Genomic DNA, 16,637 nt, shown 5'->3' with positions numbered 1-16,637 from the left:
AGTTTCGATGCGGTGCGCCTTTGGCTTACCGCATCCTACGAGAGCGCTGCGCGTAAACCGTAGGATGCGGTGATAACCGCATCGGCTTCATCCCGTTCGCTTGTGGAGATGCGATGCGGTGCGCCTGCGGCTTACCGCATCCTACGAGAACGCTGCGCATTAGCCGTAGGATGCGGTGATAACCGCATCGGCTTCATTGCGTTCGCTCGTGGAGATTCGATGCGGTGCGCCTACGGCTTACCGCATCCTACGAGAACGCTGTGCGTAAACCGTAGGATGCGGTGATAACCGCATCGGCTTCATTGCGTTCGCTCGTGGAAATGCGATGCGGCGCGCCTGTGGCTTACCGCATCCTGCGTGGCGATGGGTTTACGAACTGGCTTCCGCGGTCATCGGCGTCGCGACGGCGCGCGGGCGCGCGAGCTGCTCGTACAAGGCGACCACCTGCTCCATCAGCCCGTCGGTGCTCCAGGCGCGCGCATCCTGCGGCCCCGCAGCCGACAAGGCGGCACGCGTCTCGGGCGAGCGCAGCACGTCGGCGACATGGCCCGCGAACGCGGCCTCGTCCTCGGCGCTGACCACCGCGCCGCGCACGTCGCGCAGGACCGTGGCCGTGCCCATCACCGCCGTCGATACGATCGGCACGCCCAGCGCCATCGCCTCGATCAGCACCAGGCCCTGCGTTTCGGTGGGCGAGGCGAACACGAACACGTCGCCGGCGCGATAGGCGTCGAGCAAGGTGGTGCGGCGATCGAGATTGCCGAAGAAACGCACATGGTCCTGCAACTTCAATTCGACGCTGAGCCGCTTAAGGCGTTCGGCGTCCGGGCCTTCGCCCGCGATCAGGAACAACAGCTCCGGAAACTCCCCGACCAGCCGCTTGGCCACCCGCAACAGGAAGGCGATGTTCTTCTCGACCGCCAGCCGGCTCACCGTCACCAGGGTCGGCCGCTGCGGCGCGATGCCGTGCTCGGCGCGGAAGCGCGCGCCGTCGCCGCGCGCGAATTCGCTCAGGTCGATGCCGGTCGGCAGCACCGTCGACGGCGTGGTGATGCCGTAGCGGTCCAGCACTTCCACCATCTGTGCGGTCGGTACGATCAGATGATCCACGCCATGGCACAGCGAGCGCGAGGCGCGCCGCGCGGACGCGCGCAGCAGCGGCGCGGGCAGCCACGGCAGGTAGTGGCCCACATATTCTTCGAAATAGGTGTGGTAGGTCTCCACCGTCGGCCGCCCGATCCGCCGCGCCAGGCGCACGCCCAGGCTGTGGGCGCGGAACGGCGTGTGGATGTGGATCACGTCCCAATCGCGGGCCGCCAAGGTCTCCGCCACCTCGCGCAGCGCGGAGGCGCGGATCAGACGGTCCTCCGGATCGAAGAAGATCACCCGCGACGGCAGCCGCATGATCTCGAACTCGCCGTGGCCGTCGTGCTGCTCTTGGCCGCTGCCCGGGCCGTAGTCCGGCACCACCAGGGTCACCGCGTGGCCCATGCGCGCCAGCGACTGGGCGAAGGTGCGGATCGACGTCGAGACGCCGTTGACCCGCGGGAAATACACGTCGGACAGCATCAGGATGTTCATGGCCACCAGACTATGGCGAGGCGATGACGGATTTATGGCGGCGGCCTGAACCGGCGGCCGGCGACCGCCTTCGCGCCCGATGCTGCAGCGCAGCTTGCCCCATCGGACGATGGTGAGCCGCCTGTCGGCATGGCCTACTCCGCCGGCATCGGGCGCATCCGGGGAACCACGTCGTCGCCCGCTCCGCGTCACCCGCAGGATCCTCGTCCGAAGGAGTCGACCGCATGACTGTCCCGTCTCGCCCCGCCACAACGCCCGCACGTCGCCGCCGTTTCCTGCCGGTCGCCCTGGCCGGTCTGTTCGCGCTCGCCATCAGCACGCCCGCCCTGGCCCTGACCGAAGTCACCGGCTTCGGCAGCAACCCCGGCAACCTGCGCATGTTCAAGTACGTGCCGCCGGGCCTGCCCGCCAACGCGCCGCTGGTGGTCGCCCTGCACGGCTGCGCCCAAAGCGCGGCCAGCTACGACGCCGAAACCGGCTGGGAGCTGCTGGCCCAGCGCTGGCAGTTCGCGCTGCTGTTGCCGCAACAGCAAAGCGGCAACAATTCCAGCAGTTGCTTCAACTGGTTCGAAAGCGGCGACATCGCCCGCGGCCAAGGCGAAGCGCTGTCGATCAAGCAAATGGTCGACCGCATGCGCAGCGACCACGCCAGCGCCGCCGACCGCGTCTATGTCACCGGCTTGTCCGCGGGCGGCGCGATGGCCTCGACGATGCTCGCGACCTACCCCGACGTGTTCGCTGGCGGCGCCATCGTCGCCGGCATCCCCTACCGCTGCGCGACCAGCCAGAGCGCGGCCTTCGGCTGCATGAACCCCGGCAGCGACCTCACGCCCGCGCAATGGGGCGACAAGGTGCGCGCCGCCAGCCCCCACGCCGGCCCCTGGCCCATCGTCTCGATCTGGCACGGCGACGCCGACTACACCGTGCGCCCGGCCAATCAGACCGAAATCCTGCAGCAATGGACCAACGTGCACGGCATCGACCAGATCCCGGAGGTGCAGGACACGGTCGCCGGCTATCCGCACCGGGTCTACCGCGACGCCGCCGGCCGCGCCCTGGTCGAAACCTACACGATCGCCGGCATGGGCCACGGCACCCCGGTCGATCCCGGCAGCGGCGAAAGCCAATGCGGCACCGCCGGCGCCTACATCCTCGACGTCAACATTTGCTCTAGTTATTACATCGCGCGCTTCTGGGGCCTGGACAACCTGGACGGCATCGCGCCGCAGGTCGTGCTGACCGCGCCTGCCGACGGCGCCGCCGTCAGCGGCAACGTCGCCCTCAGCGCCGATGCCAGCGACGACGTCGGTGTGGACCGGGTCGAGTTCCTGCTCGACGGCAACCTGATCGCCAACGACGCGAGCGCGCCGTATACGGGTACGTGGAACAGCGCCAACAGCAGCAACGGCGCGCATAGCCTGCAGGCGCGCGCCTACGACCTGGCCGGCAACGTCGGCAGCTCCGCCGCGGTCGGCGTCAGTGTCAGCGGCGGTACCGGCGGCGGCGGCGGCGTGCTGAGCTTCGACAACGAAGACGCCAACGACGGCTACGTCAAAGCCGACGCCAACGGCGGCGCGCCCGTCGTCGGCACCCTGGAAGCGACCTATGGCCTGGCCTCCGGCCGCGGCGCCGATGGCAAGTACAACCGCAGCCTGCTGTCCTTCGATACCGCCGCGATTCCCGACGGCGCTACCGTGGTTTCGGCCACGCTCAGCGTGGTCTACCGCAGCGCCTACGGCGACCCCTGGAGCAACCCGGCCGGCAACACCTTGCTGATCGACGTACGCAACGGCTGCTACGGCGCCTGCACCATCGAGGCCGCCGACTACGCCGCCGCCGCGAGCGCCAGCGCGGTCGCTCAGTTACCGCCCTTCACCGGCGGCAGCCAGACCAGCACCGCCTTCGACGCCGCCGGCTTGGCCGCGATCAACCGCGGCGGCCGCACCCAACTGCGCCTGCGCTACGCCAGCCCGCAGACGGCGACGAACTATCTGTGGATCGATCGCGGCGTGGGCGCGAAGTTGCGGGTGGAGTATGTGATGCCCTGAACTCATCGGGCCGGTCGCACTGCATGCGGATCGCAGCTGACGGATCGATTGCCTGCCAGCCACTCATGCATGGCGTTCTGGTGAAACGACAAGCCGGAAAGCGACGCCCCATGACACGGGCGTCGCCCACGATCACTCCTGCACCGTCTGCGGATCGCCCACGTATACCGTGCCGGTACCGCCGCCCGTGCCGCCACCGCCACCGCCGTCCCAACCCGGGTTGTAGCCGCCCTGGCCGCCGGCTTCGCCACCGCCGCTGGCATTGCCGCTACCGCTGTCGCCACCTACGCGCTCCATGCGTCCGTTGTCGGTGCCGAAGATGCCGAAGTCGTCGGTGATGAAGTACTTCGCGCAATGCGTCGGATTGCAGATGATGTAGATGTCGCCTTTGTTCCAGAACATGTCGCCGAACCATCGGTTGAACAAGGGTTTCATCTGCTCCACATACTCCGCCGTCTTCTCATCCGGCAAGGGATGCGCGATCTGGCAGCCGTTATCGCATACGAAGGGGCCGCGCTCTGCGGCAATCAGCCAAGCACCCGCAACCGCCAGCGGCACGGCGATGCCCGTGATCAGACACCATTTCTTAAGGTTTACAGCACACATCATAGATCCCTCTTCCCTGTTGGGTGGCCGCAGCCAGTTGCGTTGAATTCAATAGATCGGCATAGGCTTGCAGCCGCTTCTGGCCGTAGGTGCTGGGTGCGGCCAGGTCCTTCGCGTAGTAGTAGGCATAGGCCCTGATCGGATCGCGGCGGGTAATCACGCCGTAGTGGTAGGCATCGCTGAGACTCATCAGCCCTTCGATGCTCCCGCCCGCAGCGGCCCGCTGCATGTAGTGCATGGCTTTGCGCCTGTAAGCGATGACCTTCTCAGGATCGGAAAGCATCTGAGAGGAGTTGCCGATCACCGCTTCCGCATTCCGTGCATAGCTGAGCTGGGCCATGGCGATGCCGCTGTCGGCGGCCTGCTCCAGCCAGCGCACGTTGTTCCGGTATTGATCGGGGGTCAGGCCGTGGCATTGCGTGGGCGTACGCGCGATCAACTGCGTTTCGACATCGTCGCCGCGCACGGGCGCGGGTCGCGCGCCGCTGCTGGCGCCGTGATAGAGCGCGTAGCGACAGCCTTCGACTTTGACGAACAGATAGAAGGCGGCCTCGTTGTCGCCCGCCTCCGCTCTCGGCTGCAGGGCCGCCACCACGTCCACCGCGCGTCCGGGCGGCGGGTCGTAGCTGCGAGTGAAAGTCGATACCCGAGGCACAGTGTTCGGCGCTCGCGCCCGCAGCAGCTCGGCGGCCGGTCCATCGACGTCGCGCTCGTGCGCCGCCGCTACCGTCGCCGTCGCCGTCGCCGTCGCCGTCGCCGGCGGCTCGGCGGGTCCGGCGCTGGCCATCGGCCCGGCCGCATCCGGTTCCGGCGCACGCCGGCTCCACCACCAGCCCGCACCCAGCCCCACGGCCAGCAACAACGCCATCACGATCGCGATGCGCGACCCGCGCTTGGACTGCATCCCTTCGCTCCTTTTCGTTCCATCTAGGTCGCCGGCGAGAAGGCCGGCATGCTTTCGCCAGCTCGCATTCGACAAATGAGCCCGCCATTTGACGAAAAGAAAAACATAGCCCTGATATGAAAATCAATTCCAAATTGAAGTTGCGATAGGAGTCACGGCGTGTTTTGCACACACCGAAGGCACCTCGTACGACGATGGAATACTCATGATTTGCGTGCTTGCAGGAGGAGCTAGCACGTACGCTGGCCGCTGCGCATCGCGCCTGCCGTGCGTCTATCGTTGCAGCGACCGACCTATCTCAACGGCTATCCCGAACCGTGCTGGCGCGTGTGCGCGAGTTGCTCGCGCAAGGCCGATTGGGCGAGATGCTGCGCCAGCGCCACGCCCAGGCGCACGAGGTCCGCGGCGACCACGCGCTGTACGAATACGCAACCGAGCCCAAGGCCCGTTACCTGCGCAATACCGAGCCGCCGCACAAGGCGATCTACGACTCAGGCAGTAGCCAGACCAGCACCGCCTTCGACGCCGCCGGCTTGGCCGCGATCAACCGCGACAGCCGCACCCAGCTACGCCTGCGCTACGCCAGCCCGCAGACGCGACGAACTATTTGTGGATCGATCGCGGCGCGAGCGCGAAGTTGCGGGTGGAGTACGTGATGCCTTGAGCTAACCGACTCGGCCGTGGCACCTCTGGGCCGCAGCTGGCGAGCCGATCGCCCGCCAGCCGCGGCGGCGTTGCGTTCGTGCGGAACAACCGGCCCAAAGCGACGTCCGTGCGATACGGACGCCGCCCCAGGATCACTCCTGCACCGTCTGCGGATCGCCCACGTACACCGTGCCGGTACCGCCGCCCGTGCTGCCACCGCCACCGCCGTCCCAACCCGGGTTGTAGCCACCCTGGCCGCCGGCTTCGCCACCGCCGCTGGCATTGCCGCTACCGCTGTCGCCGCCTTCGCGCTCCATGCGTCCGTCGTTGGTACCGAAGATGCCGAAGTCGTCGGTGATGTAGTACTTCGCGCAATAAGTCGCATTGCAGACGATGTAGATGTCGCCCTTGTTCCAGAACACATCGCCGAACCATCGATTGAACAAGGGCTTCATGCGTTCGATGTAGTCCAAGGTGGCGGGATCGGGTTTGGGATAGCCGATCTGACAGCCGTTGTCGCATTCGAAAGGCCCGCGTTCGGCTGCCACCAGCCAAGTACCCGCAGCCAGTAGCGGTATCGCCAGCGCAGCGACGAGCCACACCTTGTGTTTATTTGCAGCACGCATCGTAAATTCTCCTTCCTTGTTGAGTGGCCGCAGCCAGTTGTGAGGGATCGAGTTGTTTCGCGTAGTTGCCCAGACGGAACTGCCCGTACTGCGGCAAGGCCAGGCTTTCCGCGTAGGCATAGGCGTAGGCGCGAGCCGGGTCGCGCGGGGCTAGCACGCCGTAGTGGTAGGCATCGCCGAGGCTGTGCAGGGCACCGACGCTGCCGTTGGCGGCCGCCCGATGCAGGTAGCCCATCGCCTTGCGCCGGTAGGCGATGACCTTTTCGGGATTCGCCAGCATCTGCGAGGAATTCCCGACCACGGCCTCGGCATTTCCGGCGTAGCTGAGCTGCGCCATGATCAATCCGCTGTCGGCGGCCTGCTCCAGCCAACGCAGGTTGTTCCGGTAGTGCTCGGGCGTCAGGCCGTGGCAATCCGGTGACGTGCGCGCGATCAGTTGCGACTCGACACTGTCGCCGCTGGTCGGTGCCGGACGGTTGTTGTCGCCGCTGTGATAGAGCTGGTAACGGCAGCCCTCTATCTTGAGAAACAGATAGAACGCCGCGTCGTTGTCGCCGGCCTCGGCACGCGGCTGCAGGGCTGCGATCACGTCCAGCGCGCGACCGCGCGGCAGGTCGTAACTGCGCTCGGTGCTCAGGTCCCGTCGCGCCGCGCCGGGACGGCGTGCCCGCGCGATATCGCCAGCGGGATCACCGCCGACGAGGTCGGTCGGCTGGTCGACACCTGCGATCGGCGCGGGTGCAGGAGCGGCCCATTGCGCGATGGGCGTCGCATCCTGTCCACGCCGGCTCCACCACCAGCCCGCCGCCAGACCCACCGTCACCAAGGCTATGAGCACGATCGCGGTACGCGACCGGCGCTGATTGGATTGCATTCCTTCGCTCCTACGCCGTCTTGTTCGTCTCCGGCCATCGCCGGCATGCGCTCGCCAGTTCGCATTGGAGAAACGCGCAACTTCAAGTTGCCGGAAGATAAAACACAATCCTAAATTGATAATCAATACCAATTTTAAGTTGCTACATAGAACGGCGCGCTTTGCACGCATCGAAGGCATTTCATTAGGTGATGCAGTGCGCAGAATCTGTGTCTGCGCTTCGTCGGCGACCGCATGCGCTGGCCGCTGCGCATCGCGCCTGCCGTATCGTCTAGCGATGCAGCGACTGACCTATCTCAACGGTTATCCCGAACCCGTGCTGGCGCGCGTGCGCGAGTTGCTCGCGCAAGGCCGATTGGGCGAGGTGCTGCGCCAGCGCTACGCCCAGGCGCACGAGGTCCGCAGCGACCGCGCGTTGTACGAGTACACGACCGAGCTCAAGGCCCGCTATCTGCGCAAGGCCGAGCCGCTGCACAAGGTGATCTACGACAATCGCCTGCAGGTGATCGGCCAGGCCTTGGGTACGCACACCGCGATCTCGCGCGTGCAAGGCGGGCGGCTCAAGGCCAGCCGCGAGATCCGCATCGCCAGCGTGTTCCGCGACGCGCCGGCGGAGTTCCTGAAGATGATCGTGGTGCACGAACTGGCGCACCTGAAGGAAAGCGAGCACAACCGCGCGTTCTATCAGTTGTGCACGCACATGGAGCCGGATTACCACCAGCTCGAGTTCGATCTGCGCCTCTACCTCACCTCGCTGGACCTGGAAGGCGCCGCAGCGGCATCGCAAGGCTGAGCACGCCTAAGGCCGCATGCGCGCGGCGCGCGCCCACGGCGGCAGGCTCAGGGCCGCAGCAACCAGGCCGGCAAAGCCAGTACCGCCAGCAGGGCCACGATCGCGGCGACGATCGCCAGCACCCGCAACGGTTCGCGGCGCACGATCCCGGAAAAGGTTTCGGCGCTGCCGTCGCGTTGCGCGGCCGCGTGCTCGGCGCGCGCGCGCGCCTGACGCCCGGCCTGGTACTGCGCCATCAGCGCGCGCGCGGCGGTCTCGTCGGCGTCGGAGGCGATCCAGATGCCGCCATAGGAAATGCCCCAGCGGCTGGGCTGGGTCTCGTAGTACTCGATGCGGTGCGCGTCCAGCATCGCGCGCACGTCGGCGACCTCGTCGTCGGGCACCTGGCGCAGGTTAAGCAGTAATTTCGACATACCGCGATGATAGCGCGTCGTCTTCAACTGGCGCTTACATCGCCCGCGTTACCTTGAACGTTCCCGCGATCGCAAGGAGCGCCGCATGCGCCGACGCCACCCCATCGTTCCGTTCCCGCCGCGCGGTCGCCGCGCGTGAGCGAGGCCCACGACTACACCTACGGCATCGAGGAGGAGTATTTCCTGGTGCGTCCCGGCGCGCACGGCCTGGCCACGCGGGTGCCGGCCGAACTGCTCAAGCAGGCGCGGCGCGAACTCGGCGACTCGGTCGCCAACGAAATGCTGCAATCGCAGATCGAGATCTCCAGCCCGATCCTGCGCGACGCCGCTCATGCGCAGCGCTGCCTCACCGATCTGCGCGCCAGCCTGTCGCAGGTGGCCGCGCGTTTCGACCTGGGCTTGGTCGCGGCCGGCACCCACCCCCTGGGCGTATGGCGCGAACAGGAGCGCAGCCCGCGTTCGCGCTACCGGCGCATGATGGAGGACTTCCAGATCGTCGCCCGCCGCAGCCTGGTCTGCGGCTTGCACGTGCACGTGCAGCTGCCGCCGGGCGTGGACCGGGTGCGGGTGATGAACCGGGCCATGCCCTGGTTGCCGCTGTTCCTGGCCCTGTCGACCTCCTCGCCGTTTTGGAACCGTTCGCGCACCGGCCTGCTCAGCTATCGCCAGGCGGTGTACGACGAATGGCCGCGCACCGGCATCCCGGATTTCTTCGCCGACGAGGCCGAGTACGACGCCTTCGCCGCCCTGCTCACCCGGGTCAACGCGATCAACGACGCGCGCTCGCTGTGGTGGGGCATCCGGCCCTCGCTGCGCTACCCCACCCTGGAGCTGCGCATCGCCGACTGCTGCACGCGGGTGCGCGACGCGCTGGCGATCGCCGCGCTGTACCGCTGCCTGCTGCGCTACCTGGTGCGCACCCCGCAGGACGACCCGCCGCGCAGCGCCCTGACCCGGCGCGTGATCGACGAGAACCGCTGGCGCGCCAAGCGCTTCGGCACCGAAGCCAAGTTCTTCGACGAAAGCGGCGCCGAACCCGAGCCGCTGCCGCAAGCGCTCACGCGCCTGCGCGCGCTGTGCGCCGACGACATCCGCGCCCTGGACTGCGCCGACGCGCTGGCGCCGCTGGATGCGATCATCGCCGAAGGCAGCAGCGCGCATGTGCAGCTGGCCCTGTACCGCGAGCAGCGCGAACGCGGCCTGGGCCGGGTGGCCTCGCTGGACGCGGTGGTCGACTGGTTGCGCGCGGCCACCGTCGTCGCCGACTGATCGCTCATCCCACGAGGCCGTCCATGTCCACTCCGCGCAAACTGATGATCGGCCTGTCCCCGCGCCTGATGCGCAACCTGCCGGCGCAGTACGGCTTCCGCAACAAGACCCTGCAATACCTGGAGCAGTCGATGGCGCACTGGGTGATGTCGGCCGGCGCGCTGGTGGCGATGATCCCCACCGTCGACCCGCACGGCGACGTCCAGCGCAGCGACCTGTCGGTGCGCGAGTACGCGCACTCCTTCGACGGCCTGATCCTGCAAGGCGGCGCCGACATCGACCCGGTCGCTTACGGCGAACAGCCCAGCGAGATGCTGCAAAGCACCGACCCGGACCGCGACCGCTTCGAGCTGTCGCTGCTGCGCGCCTTCGTCGCCGCCGGCAAACCGGTGCTGGGCGTGTGCCGCGGCATGCAGCTGATCAACGTGGCCTATGGCGGCAGCCTGTATCAGGACCTGGTCGCCGGCGGCGCCACCCGCAGCGTGCACTACCTGCCCGATCGCTACGACGAGCACGCCCACCCGCTGCGCGTGCAGGCCGATGGATGGCTGGCCGGTCTGTATCCGCCGCAGGAAGGCACGCGGGTGAATTCCATCCATCACCAGGGCATCCGTCGGCTCGGCGAAGGCCTGGAGGTCGAGGCCTGGTCCGAGGACGGCATCCCCGAGTGTGTGCGCGCGCCCGAGGCCGCCTTCGTGGTCGGCGTGCAATGGCATCCGGAGTTCCACGACGCGCGCTTTCCGGACCTGATGCCCGGACGGCCGCTGCTGGATGCGTTCCTGGCCGCGGCCGAGGCCGGGCGTCGCGACGAGGGCTAAGCCGCAAGGTCGCGACGCGAAACCCCTCAGACCGCCGCGGTCACCACGATCTCGATCTTCCAGTTCGGATTCGCCAACGCCGCCTGCACGGTCGCGCGCGGCGGCGTGCGGCCGGCCACCACCCACTGGTCCCAAACCGCGTTCATGCCGGCGAAATCGCCGATGTCGGCCAGATAGATCTGCGCGCGCAGGATGCGCGACTTGTCGCTGCCGGCCTGGGCCAACAGGGCGTCGATCGCCGCCAACACCTGGCGGGTCTGCTCGCCGATATCGGCATGTTCGTCGTCGGCGATCTGGCCGGCCAGGTACACCGTGCCGTTGTGTACGGCCATCTCCGACATCCGCGGACCGACCTCGAAACGCTGGATCATGCTGCACCTCGTTCGCTGGGAAGGCGGGCATTATCGCCCGAGGCGCACCGATAGCACCGGCGCGCGCGGCGGCGATGCGTGCGTTGGGCTAGGACGCGCAGGCGCCGGCGGCCCGCAACGCGCTCAACAAGCTCAGCAGGTTGTCCGGCACGTCCGACTGCGCGATTTTCGCTGCGATGCCCGGATCGCTGCTGACGACCAGGCGGACGTCGCGCTCGTCGTAGACGAGGTAGTGCACCAGCCCCAGGTGCGAGGTTTGCGCGATGAGTTCGGCGAAATCGTCGACACTGGCGTTGGCGACGGTCGCGCCGTCGCCGAGTTCGGTGGTGTGCAGCAGGATTTCCATGGGCCTCCCCTGTGGTCGCCGGCCGGGGCACCCAGCCCTGGCCGGGCATCGCGTACCGGCGTGCCGTTCAATCCGCGGCGTCGGCGTAACGGCGCACGATCTCGTGCAGGAAACGCCGCCCGTCCAGCAGCGAGCGCACCCGGATGCGTTCGTTAAGCCCGTGCGCGCGGCTGCCTTCGGCATCGTGGAACAGCCCGGACAAACCGTAGGTCGGAATGCCGGCGGCGTTGAGGAAGCGGCCGTCGGTGGCGCCTGTGGCCATGGTCGGCACGATCGCCACCCCAGGCCAGATCGTGTCGGCGACCTCGCGTACCGGGCCGAGGATGCGCGGCGACAACGGCGGCACGCTGGTAGCCATGCCCGGCTCGCCGTGCGCGGCCACCGCGATGCGTTCGTCGCCGAGCACGCGCACCAGGGTCTGACGCACCTCCTCGACCGGCACGCCGGGCAGGATCCGGCAATTGACGTTGGCGCGCACCTGCTGCGGCAGCGCGTTGGGCGCGTGTCCGCCCTCGATCTGGGTGACCACGCAGGTGGTGCGCAAGGAGCTGTTCCAGCCGGGATTGATCGCCCACAGGCGTTCGGCGGCTTTCTCGTCGGACCCATCGGCCAGCACCGCGCGCATGTCGGCCGCGATCGCCGGGGCCGACAGGCCGGCCTGGGCCTCGAAGTAGGCGCGCGTGGCCGCGTTGAGGGCGATCGGGAAGCGATACGCGCCCAACCGCTCCAGGCCGACAGCCATGCGCGTGATCGGGTTGTCGCGGGTCGGGCGCGAGCTGTGGCCGCCGCCGTCGCGGGCGCTCAGCTCGAAGTCCTGATAGACCTTCTCGCCGGCCTGGATCTGCAAGGCCAGCGGCTTGCCGTCGCGCAGCTCGCCACCGGCGCCTTCGTTGAGCGCGAAACCGGCGGCCAGCGTCTCGGGCTGGGTCTGCATCAGCCACTTGACGCTGTTGAACACGTCCGGGGTTTCCTCGCCGCAGGTCAGGGCCAGTTTGATGTCGCGGCGCGGCACGTAACCGGCCTGGCGATAGCGCACCAGGCTGTCGGTGAAGATCGCGGCCATGGCCTTGTCGTCGCTGGCGCCGCGCGCGTAGAACCAGCCGTCCTCTTCGACCAGGGTGAAGGGATCGCGTTCCCAATCCTCGCGCCGGGCCTCGACCACGTCGATATGCGCCAGCAGCAACAGCGGCTTGAGCGTGCGCTCGCGGCCGCGCAGCACCGCGACCAGGGCGCCGTCCTGCGGTCGGTCGGCCGGCGCCAGGATGCGCGCGTCTTGCGCCGGCAAGCCCGCCGCGAGCAGGCGCGCCTGCATCGCCTGCGCCGCGCGCGTGCAACTGCCGACCGAACGGGTGGTGTTGATCTCGACCAGTTCGCGATACAAGGCGCGGAACGCGGCCTCGTCGGCCGCCGGCGCGGCCGGGCTGGCGCCGGACCACAAGGACGCGGCGATCGCCGCAACGAGGCTCAAGGCCGATAGCGCACGCGACATGCCGGGACTCTCCTGTGCAAAGCCCCGACACTGCCGCCCGGCCGCGGCGCTGACAAGTGCCGCGGCCGCGACCGCAGTCGCGGCCGCGAAAGGCGCTCAGCCGGTGCGTCGGTAACGCACCGTCATCACCGGTTGCCATTGGCCGTCGTCGCCGAGCATGCGCGAACGCAGCTCGTGGCGGTCGTCGTCGATAAGCTCGACGATGTCCTGGAACCTGCGGGTCTGCCCGCTGCCGAAGTCCGGACCCTCGGTATCGAGCGTAAGCGTGCGCCCGTCGGCCTCGACCTTGCCCTGGTAGATCCACAGGTTGGACATCATGCTGCCGGCGAACACGCCCACGTAATGGCCCTGGGCCGTGTCGTAGCCCAGGGTGATCTGCATGATGTCCGCGCCGCCGTCCGCCATCTGGATGCGCGCCTCGCACTGGATCCACAGCTCGCCGATCTTGCGCACGCTCTGTAGCGAGCGCCAGGTGGTGGCCGCTTCGCCGGGCGCCGCCGGCATCTCGCCATCGCCTTCCCATTCGCCGACCAGACGATGCAGCCAGCGGTGTTCGGCTTGCGGTTCGTTGTTCATGCTCATGCTCCTGGCACGGTAGGCATCGAGGCGGGCCGCGCTTACTTGGCCTTGGCCACCGCTTCGACCTGGATGCGCAGGGTCACGTCCATGCTGAAGCCCCAGTCCTTGCCGGCGGAGATGCCGAACGCGTCGCGCTGGAAAGTGGCCAGCGCATCGGCGCCGCACAGCTCGCGCTTGAGCATCGGATGCGGGATGCACTTGAAGGAATTGATCTTCAGTTCCAGCGGCTTGGTCACCCCGTGCAAGGTGAGCTCGCCGACCACCTTGGTCGGATTGCCGTCGACGAAGCCCTCGAGCTTGCCCTTGTAGGTGGCGGTCGGGTACTTGGCGACGTCGAACAGATCCGCGCCACGCGCGTGCTCGTTCATTTTGTCGTGGCCGAAGTCGATGCTGTTGACGTCCACCGTCACCTCGACCGTGCCCGCGCCCTTGGCCTTGTCCAGCACGACCTGGCCGCTGGAGGAATTGAACTTGCCGCGCCACAGCGACACGCCCATGTGCGAGGCCTCGAAGCTGGGATAGGTGTGCGAGGGGTCGATCTCGTAGGTCTCGGGCGCTGCGACCGCCGCGGTGCTGGCCAGAAAAGCGAGCGGGATCAGATACTTGAGCGACTTCATCGGGGCGGCCTCAGGGTCCGTGGCGGGAGCCGGCACGCTAGCACCGGGCCCCGCCCAGGGGCAACCGCGCCGATTGGGAATTTATTTCGCACTCCTTGTCGATTCCGCGCGCCTGCGTTCGTCGTCTTGGGTAAGAGCGCCGTCAAACCACCGCCGAACGCGGACGACGCTCCTCACTCGACCCGGAGACACGACGATGCGATTCATGGTGATAGTCAAATCCAACGCCGCCAGCGAAGCCGGCGAAATGCCCAGCGAAGAACTGCTGACCGCGATGGGCAAGTACAACGAGGAACTGGTCAAGGCCGGCGTGCTGCTGGCCGGCGAAGGCCTGCACCCCTCTTCCAAGGGCGCGCGCGTGCGTTTCTTCGGCAAGCGGCGCAGCGTGATCGACGGCCCGTTCCCGGAAACCAAGGAAATGATCGGCGGCTTCTGGCTGATCCAGGTCAAATCCAAGGAAGAAGCGATCGAGTGGGTGAAGCGTTGCCCCAATCCCTGCGAGGACGAATCGGAGATCGAGATTCGCCAGGTCTTCGAGGCCGAGGACTTCGGCGCCGAACTCACCCCCGAACTGCGCGAGCAGGAACAGCGCCTGCGCGCCGAGAGCGCCGCCCGCCACTGATGCGCGACGAAATCGATTCGGCGCGCTTGTCGATTCCGCCCGCCCCCGTTCGTCGCACTCCCATACAGCGTCGAAACCCAACCCGCATCACCGCCACGGAGCACGCGATGAAGTTCCTGACCATCTACACCCCCGACCCGACCAAGCCCGCCGATTTCGGCCCGGAGCAGCAACAGCGCATGGGCGCCCTGATCGAGCAAGGCTTCAAGGACGGCAGCCTGCTGCACACCGGCGGTCTGCTCGCACAGGGCAGCGCGCGCGTCAGCCTGACTGCGGGCCGCATCACCGTCACCGACGGCCCCTACGCCGAGGCCAAGGAAGTGATCGCCGGCTACGCCCTGATCGAAGCCGAATCCACCGCGGCGGCGATCGAACAGACCCGGCGTTTCCTGGAGATCGCCGGCGACGGCACCAGCCAGATCCATCGCATCGCCGAAGGCGACGCCGGCTGCCCCTGATCCCCCCACCCACACCGGAGCCCACCATGTACCTGAGTCCCTACCTGAGCTACGACGGCAACGCCGAACAAGCCTTCCACCGTTACGCCGAACTGCTGGGCGGCAAGATCGAACTGCTGCTGCGCTACGGCGAGGCGCCGGACGGCAGCTGCGAAGGCATGTCCGCCGCCGACAAGAACAAAGTCATGCACGTGCGCCTGGCCGCCAAGGATTGGGTGCTGATGGCCTCCGACGCGACGCCCGAGTATCCGTACCAGGGCATCAAGGGCATGTCGATCTCGCTCAACCTCGACTCCGCCGCCGATGCCGAACGCATCATTCAGGGCTTGTCGGAAGGCGGACAGATCACCATGCCGTTGCAGCAGACCTTCTGGGCCGAACGCTTCGGCTGCGTGACCGATGCCTATGGCGTGAGCTGGCTGATCAACTGCGAAAAGACCGCCTGAGCGGCCTTGCGAACGCGGGAGCCGTCGCGCTCCCGCATTCGCACCGCGTACGCGCGGCCCTCGCCCACGAATACCCCTCCCCCTGGCGCGCGGCGTAGCCTTGCCACGTCGCTCGACGCCCCGCTTTTCCGCCACCACCGGAGCCGCACCATGCGCTTCATGATGTTGATGATTCCCCAGGGCTACGAACAAGCCGAGCCCGGCACCTCCCCGCCCGCCGACCGCGTCGCGGCGATGATGGAGTACAACCAGGCCCTGCAGCGGGCCGGCGTGCTGATCGCGCTGGACGGGCTGCATCCGCCGTCGATGGGCGCGCGCGTGTCCTTCGCCGGCGGCAAGCCCAAGGTCACCGATGGTCCCTTCAGCGAGGCCAAGGAAGTGTTGGGCGGTTACTGGATGATCGACGTCGCCTCGCGCGAGGAAGCGATCGCCTGGGCCCGGCGTTGCCCGGGCTCGGACAACGAAACCATCGAGATCCGCCAGGTCCAGGAACTGGCCGATTTCCCCGCCGACGTACAGGAAGCCGCCTCCGGCCTGCGCGAGATGCAGACCGGCATCGGCCAGCGCAACTAAACCGGAACCACCCTCATGCTCGCACTCACCCTGTCCCTGCTCGCCCTGATCGTGGTCGCCGTGCTGATCTATGCCGCCACCCGGCCGAGCACGCTGCACATCGAACGCAGCCTGGTCATCCACGCCCCCGCCGAAACCATCCTCGCCCACGTCAACGACTTCCGCCGTTGGCGCGACTGGTCGCCTTACGAAAAGCTCGAGCCCGACATGCGCCGCGAGATCGGCGGTGCCGCCAGCGGACGCGGCGCGACCTACGCCTGGGAGGGCAAAGGCAAGGCCGGTGCCGGCCGCATGGAAATCACCGACACCCGCGCGGACCGCACCACCATCCAGCTCGACTTCAGCAAGCCCTTCGTCAGCCACAACATCGCCGAGTTCGCCGCGGTCGCGCAGGCCGACGCCACCCGGGTGACCTGGACCATGCAGGGCCCGGCCGCCTACATGACCAAACTCATGGGCGTTTTCTTCAATATGGACCGTATGATCGGACGCGATTTCGAGACTGGCCTGGCCTCGCTCAAGGCTCTGTCCGAAAAGTAAGCCCTACCGCCATCACGAA

The 16,637-nt window shown here is 67.6% G+C and carries 21 protein-coding genes; 10 read left to right on the top strand and 11 right to left on the bottom strand.

Annotated features, from left to right (window positions below):
- Nucleotides 1–369: 369 nt before the first annotated feature.
- Entirely contained in the window at nt 370–1,581 is a 1,212-nt protein-coding gene (locus ASD69_RS03610) for a glycosyltransferase (RefSeq protein WP_056174127.1), read from the bottom strand.
- 224 nt (nt 1,582–1,805) lie between these two features.
- Between ASD69_RS03610 and ASD69_RS22325 the strand changes: the two genes are divergently transcribed.
- The gene (locus ASD69_RS22325) at nt 1,806–3,629 is read left to right on the top strand and encodes a PHB depolymerase family esterase (protein WP_056174125.1); all 1,824 of its coding nucleotides are present in this window, start codon (nt 1,806–1,808) and stop codon (nt 3,627–3,629) included.
- A 132-nt stretch (nt 3,630–3,761) separates the two neighbouring features.
- Here ASD69_RS22325 and ASD69_RS03600 read toward each other — a convergent pair whose 3' ends face one another.
- Nucleotides 3,762–4,064 carry a hypothetical protein gene (locus tag ASD69_RS03600; RefSeq protein WP_157489249.1) on the bottom strand — a complete coding sequence of 101 codons (303 nt, stop codon included), beginning with the start codon at nt 4,062–4,064 and terminating at the stop codon, nt 3,762–3,764.
- A gap of 151 nt (nt 4,065–4,215) precedes the next feature.
- Nucleotides 4,216–5,139, bottom strand: a complete 924-nt coding sequence (locus tag ASD69_RS03595; protein ID WP_056174121.1) for a sel1 repeat family protein — start codon at nt 5,137–5,139, stop codon at nt 4,216–4,218.
- Nucleotides 5,140–5,456: 317 nt separating this feature from the next.
- Between ASD69_RS03595 and ASD69_RS03590 the strand changes: the two genes are divergently transcribed.
- The gene (locus ASD69_RS03590; protein ID WP_056174119.1) at nt 5,457–5,795 is read left to right on the top strand and encodes a hypothetical protein; all 339 of its coding nucleotides are present in this window, start codon (nt 5,457–5,459) and stop codon (nt 5,793–5,795) included.
- A gap of 141 nt (nt 5,796–5,936) precedes the next feature.
- Here ASD69_RS03590 and ASD69_RS03585 read toward each other — a convergent pair whose 3' ends face one another.
- Both ASD69_RS03585 and ASD69_RS03580 read right to left on the bottom strand, forming a co-directional pair.
- Nucleotides 5,937–6,410: a hypothetical protein gene (locus ASD69_RS03585; protein WP_157489247.1), complete on the bottom strand. Its 474-nt coding sequence runs from the start codon at nt 6,408–6,410 to the stop codon at nt 5,937–5,939.
- Nucleotides 6,394–7,455 (bottom strand): hypothetical protein, encoded by a 1,062-nt coding sequence (locus tag ASD69_RS03580; protein ID WP_157498957.1) that lies wholly within the window; start codon nt 7,453–7,455, stop codon nt 6,394–6,396. The genes ASD69_RS03585 and ASD69_RS03580 overlap by 17 nt, the downstream gene beginning before the upstream one ends.
- Nucleotides 7,456–7,561: 106 nt before the next feature.
- Here ASD69_RS03580 and ASD69_RS03575 point away from each other — a divergent pair, with 106 nt between their 5' ends.
- Nucleotides 7,562–8,077, top strand: coding sequence for a M48 family metallopeptidase (locus tag ASD69_RS03575; RefSeq protein ID WP_056174114.1), 516 nt, complete (start codon nt 7,562–7,564; stop codon nt 8,075–8,077).
- Between the two features lie 47 nt (nt 8,078–8,124).
- On the opposite strand, the gene ASD69_RS03570 is transcribed toward ASD69_RS03575, so the two are convergent.
- A complete protein-coding gene (locus ASD69_RS03570; RefSeq protein ID WP_056174112.1) occupies nt 8,125–8,490 on the bottom strand; it encodes a DUF6164 family protein in 366 nt (121 codons plus the stop codon).
- Between the two features lie 135 nt (nt 8,491–8,625).
- On the opposite strand from ASD69_RS03570, the gene ASD69_RS03565 reads away from it, so the two are divergent.
- Together ASD69_RS03565 and ASD69_RS03560 are read left to right on the top strand one after the other, a co-directional pair.
- The gene (locus ASD69_RS03565) at nt 8,626–9,759 is read left to right on the top strand and encodes a carboxylate-amine ligase (protein WP_056174111.1); all 1,134 of its coding nucleotides are present in this window, start codon (nt 8,626–8,628) and stop codon (nt 9,757–9,759) included.
- Between the two features lie 23 nt (nt 9,760–9,782).
- Nucleotides 9,783–10,577, top strand: a complete 795-nt coding sequence (locus tag ASD69_RS03560; protein ID WP_082576242.1) for a type 1 glutamine amidotransferase — start codon at nt 9,783–9,785, stop codon at nt 10,575–10,577.
- 26 nt (nt 10,578–10,603) lie between these two features.
- Here ASD69_RS03560 and ASD69_RS03555 read toward each other — a convergent pair whose 3' ends face one another.
- The 5 genes from ASD69_RS03555 to ASD69_RS03535 all read right to left on the bottom strand — a co-directional run bounded on the left by ASD69_RS03555 (nt 10,604) and on the right by ASD69_RS03535 (nt 13,979).
- A complete protein-coding gene (locus ASD69_RS03555) occupies nt 10,604–10,948 on the bottom strand; it encodes a RidA family protein (RefSeq protein WP_056174109.1) in 345 nt (114 codons plus the stop codon).
- An 88-nt stretch (nt 10,949–11,036) separates the two neighbouring features.
- Nucleotides 11,037–11,294, bottom strand: a complete 258-nt coding sequence (locus ASD69_RS03550) for a hypothetical protein (protein WP_056174107.1) — start codon at nt 11,292–11,294, stop codon at nt 11,037–11,039.
- Between the two features lie 67 nt (nt 11,295–11,361).
- On the bottom strand, nt 11,362–12,783 hold the full coding sequence (locus ASD69_RS03545) for a M20/M25/M40 family metallo-hydrolase (RefSeq protein ID WP_056174105.1): 1,422 nt from the start codon (nt 12,781–12,783) through the stop codon (nt 11,362–11,364).
- Nucleotides 12,784–12,879: 96 nt separating this feature from the next.
- Nucleotides 12,880–13,359 (bottom strand): DUF1579 domain-containing protein, encoded by a 480-nt coding sequence (locus ASD69_RS03540; protein ID WP_162250608.1) that lies wholly within the window; start codon nt 13,357–13,359, stop codon nt 12,880–12,882.
- A 41-nt stretch (nt 13,360–13,400) separates the two neighbouring features.
- Nucleotides 13,401–13,979, bottom strand: a complete 579-nt coding sequence (locus tag ASD69_RS03535) for a YceI family protein (protein ID WP_056174101.1) — start codon at nt 13,977–13,979, stop codon at nt 13,401–13,403.
- Between the two features lie 196 nt (nt 13,980–14,175).
- Between ASD69_RS03535 and ASD69_RS03530 the strand changes: the two genes are divergently transcribed.
- The 5 genes from ASD69_RS03530 to ASD69_RS03510 all read left to right on the top strand — a co-directional run bounded on the left by ASD69_RS03530 (nt 14,176) and on the right by ASD69_RS03510 (nt 16,618).
- Nucleotides 14,176–14,601 carry a YciI family protein gene (locus ASD69_RS03530; RefSeq protein WP_056174099.1) on the top strand — a complete coding sequence of 142 codons (426 nt, stop codon included), beginning with the start codon at nt 14,176–14,178 and terminating at the stop codon, nt 14,599–14,601.
- 107 nt (nt 14,602–14,708) lie between these two features.
- Nucleotides 14,709–15,059 (top strand): YciI family protein, encoded by a 351-nt coding sequence (locus ASD69_RS03525; RefSeq protein WP_056174097.1) that lies wholly within the window; start codon nt 14,709–14,711, stop codon nt 15,057–15,059.
- Nucleotides 15,060–15,085: 26 nt separating this feature from the next.
- The gene (locus ASD69_RS03520; protein ID WP_056174095.1) at nt 15,086–15,505 is read left to right on the top strand and encodes a VOC family protein; all 420 of its coding nucleotides are present in this window, start codon (nt 15,086–15,088) and stop codon (nt 15,503–15,505) included.
- Nucleotides 15,506–15,655: 150 nt separating this feature from the next.
- Nucleotides 15,656–16,078, top strand: coding sequence for a YciI family protein (locus ASD69_RS03515; protein WP_056174093.1), 423 nt, complete (start codon nt 15,656–15,658; stop codon nt 16,076–16,078).
- 15 nt (nt 16,079–16,093) lie between these two features.
- Entirely contained in the window at nt 16,094–16,618 is a 525-nt protein-coding gene (locus ASD69_RS03510; protein WP_056174091.1) for an SRPBCC family protein, read from the top strand.
- Nucleotides 16,619–16,637: the final 19 nt, after the last annotated feature.

Source organism: Lysobacter sp. Root604 (assembly GCF_001427505.1).
In the GTDB taxonomy this organism is placed as follows: Bacteria; Pseudomonadota; Gammaproteobacteria; order Xanthomonadales; family Xanthomonadaceae; genus Lysobacter.
The sequence above is the reverse complement of the archived record's forward strand: the minus strand, read 5'-3'. Positions and strand labels throughout refer to the sequence as shown.

Bases quoted from the DNA above. Each gene is read 5' to 3' on its own strand.
- ASD69_RS03610 (WP_056174127.1), bottom strand. From the start codon at position 1,581: ATGAACATCCTGATGCTGTCCGACGTGTATTTCCCGCGGGTCAACGGC.
- ASD69_RS22325 (WP_056174125.1), top strand. From the start codon at position 1,806: ATGACTGTCCCGTCTCGCCCCGCCACAACGCCCGCACGTCGCCGCCGT.
- ASD69_RS03600 (WP_157489249.1), bottom strand. From the start codon at position 4,064: ATGAAACCCTTGTTCAACCGATGGTTCGGCGACATGTTCTGGAACAAA.
- ASD69_RS03595 (WP_056174121.1), bottom strand. From the start codon at position 5,139: ATGCAGTCCAAGCGCGGGTCGCGCATCGCGATCGTGATGGCGTTGTTG.
- ASD69_RS03585 (WP_157489247.1), bottom strand. From the start codon at position 6,410: ATGCGTGCTGCAAATAAACACAAGGTGTGGCTCGTCGCTGCGCTGGCG.
- ASD69_RS03580 (WP_157498957.1), bottom strand. From the start codon at position 7,455: ATGCGTGCAAAGCGCGCCGTTCTATGTAGCAACTTAAAATTGGTATTG.
- ASD69_RS03575 (WP_056174114.1), top strand. From the start codon at position 7,562: ATGCAGCGACTGACCTATCTCAACGGTTATCCCGAACCCGTGCTGGCG.
- ASD69_RS03570 (WP_056174112.1), bottom strand. From the start codon at position 8,490: ATGTCGAAATTACTGCTTAACCTGCGCCAGGTGCCCGACGACGAGGTC.
- ASD69_RS03560 (WP_082576242.1), top strand. From the start codon at position 9,783: ATGTCCACTCCGCGCAAACTGATGATCGGCCTGTCCCCGCGCCTGATG.
- ASD69_RS03555 (WP_056174109.1), bottom strand. From the start codon at position 10,948: ATGATCCAGCGTTTCGAGGTCGGTCCGCGGATGTCGGAGATGGCCGTA.
- ASD69_RS03550 (WP_056174107.1), bottom strand. From the start codon at position 11,294: ATGGAAATCCTGCTGCACACCACCGAACTCGGCGACGGCGCGACCGTC.
- ASD69_RS03545 (WP_056174105.1), bottom strand. From the start codon at position 12,783: ATGTCGCGTGCGCTATCGGCCTTGAGCCTCGTTGCGGCGATCGCCGCG.
- ASD69_RS03540 (WP_162250608.1), bottom strand. From the start codon at position 13,359: ATGAACAACGAACCGCAAGCCGAACACCGCTGGCTGCATCGTCTGGTC.
- ASD69_RS03535 (WP_056174101.1), bottom strand. From the start codon at position 13,979: ATGAAGTCGCTCAAGTATCTGATCCCGCTCGCTTTTCTGGCCAGCACC.
- ASD69_RS03530 (WP_056174099.1), top strand. From the start codon at position 14,176: ATGCGATTCATGGTGATAGTCAAATCCAACGCCGCCAGCGAAGCCGGC.
- ASD69_RS03525 (WP_056174097.1), top strand. From the start codon at position 14,709: ATGAAGTTCCTGACCATCTACACCCCCGACCCGACCAAGCCCGCCGAT.
- ASD69_RS03520 (WP_056174095.1), top strand. From the start codon at position 15,086: ATGTACCTGAGTCCCTACCTGAGCTACGACGGCAACGCCGAACAAGCC.
- ASD69_RS03515 (WP_056174093.1), top strand. From the start codon at position 15,656: ATGCGCTTCATGATGTTGATGATTCCCCAGGGCTACGAACAAGCCGAG.
- ASD69_RS03510 (WP_056174091.1), top strand. From the start codon at position 16,094: ATGCTCGCACTCACCCTGTCCCTGCTCGCCCTGATCGTGGTCGCCGTG.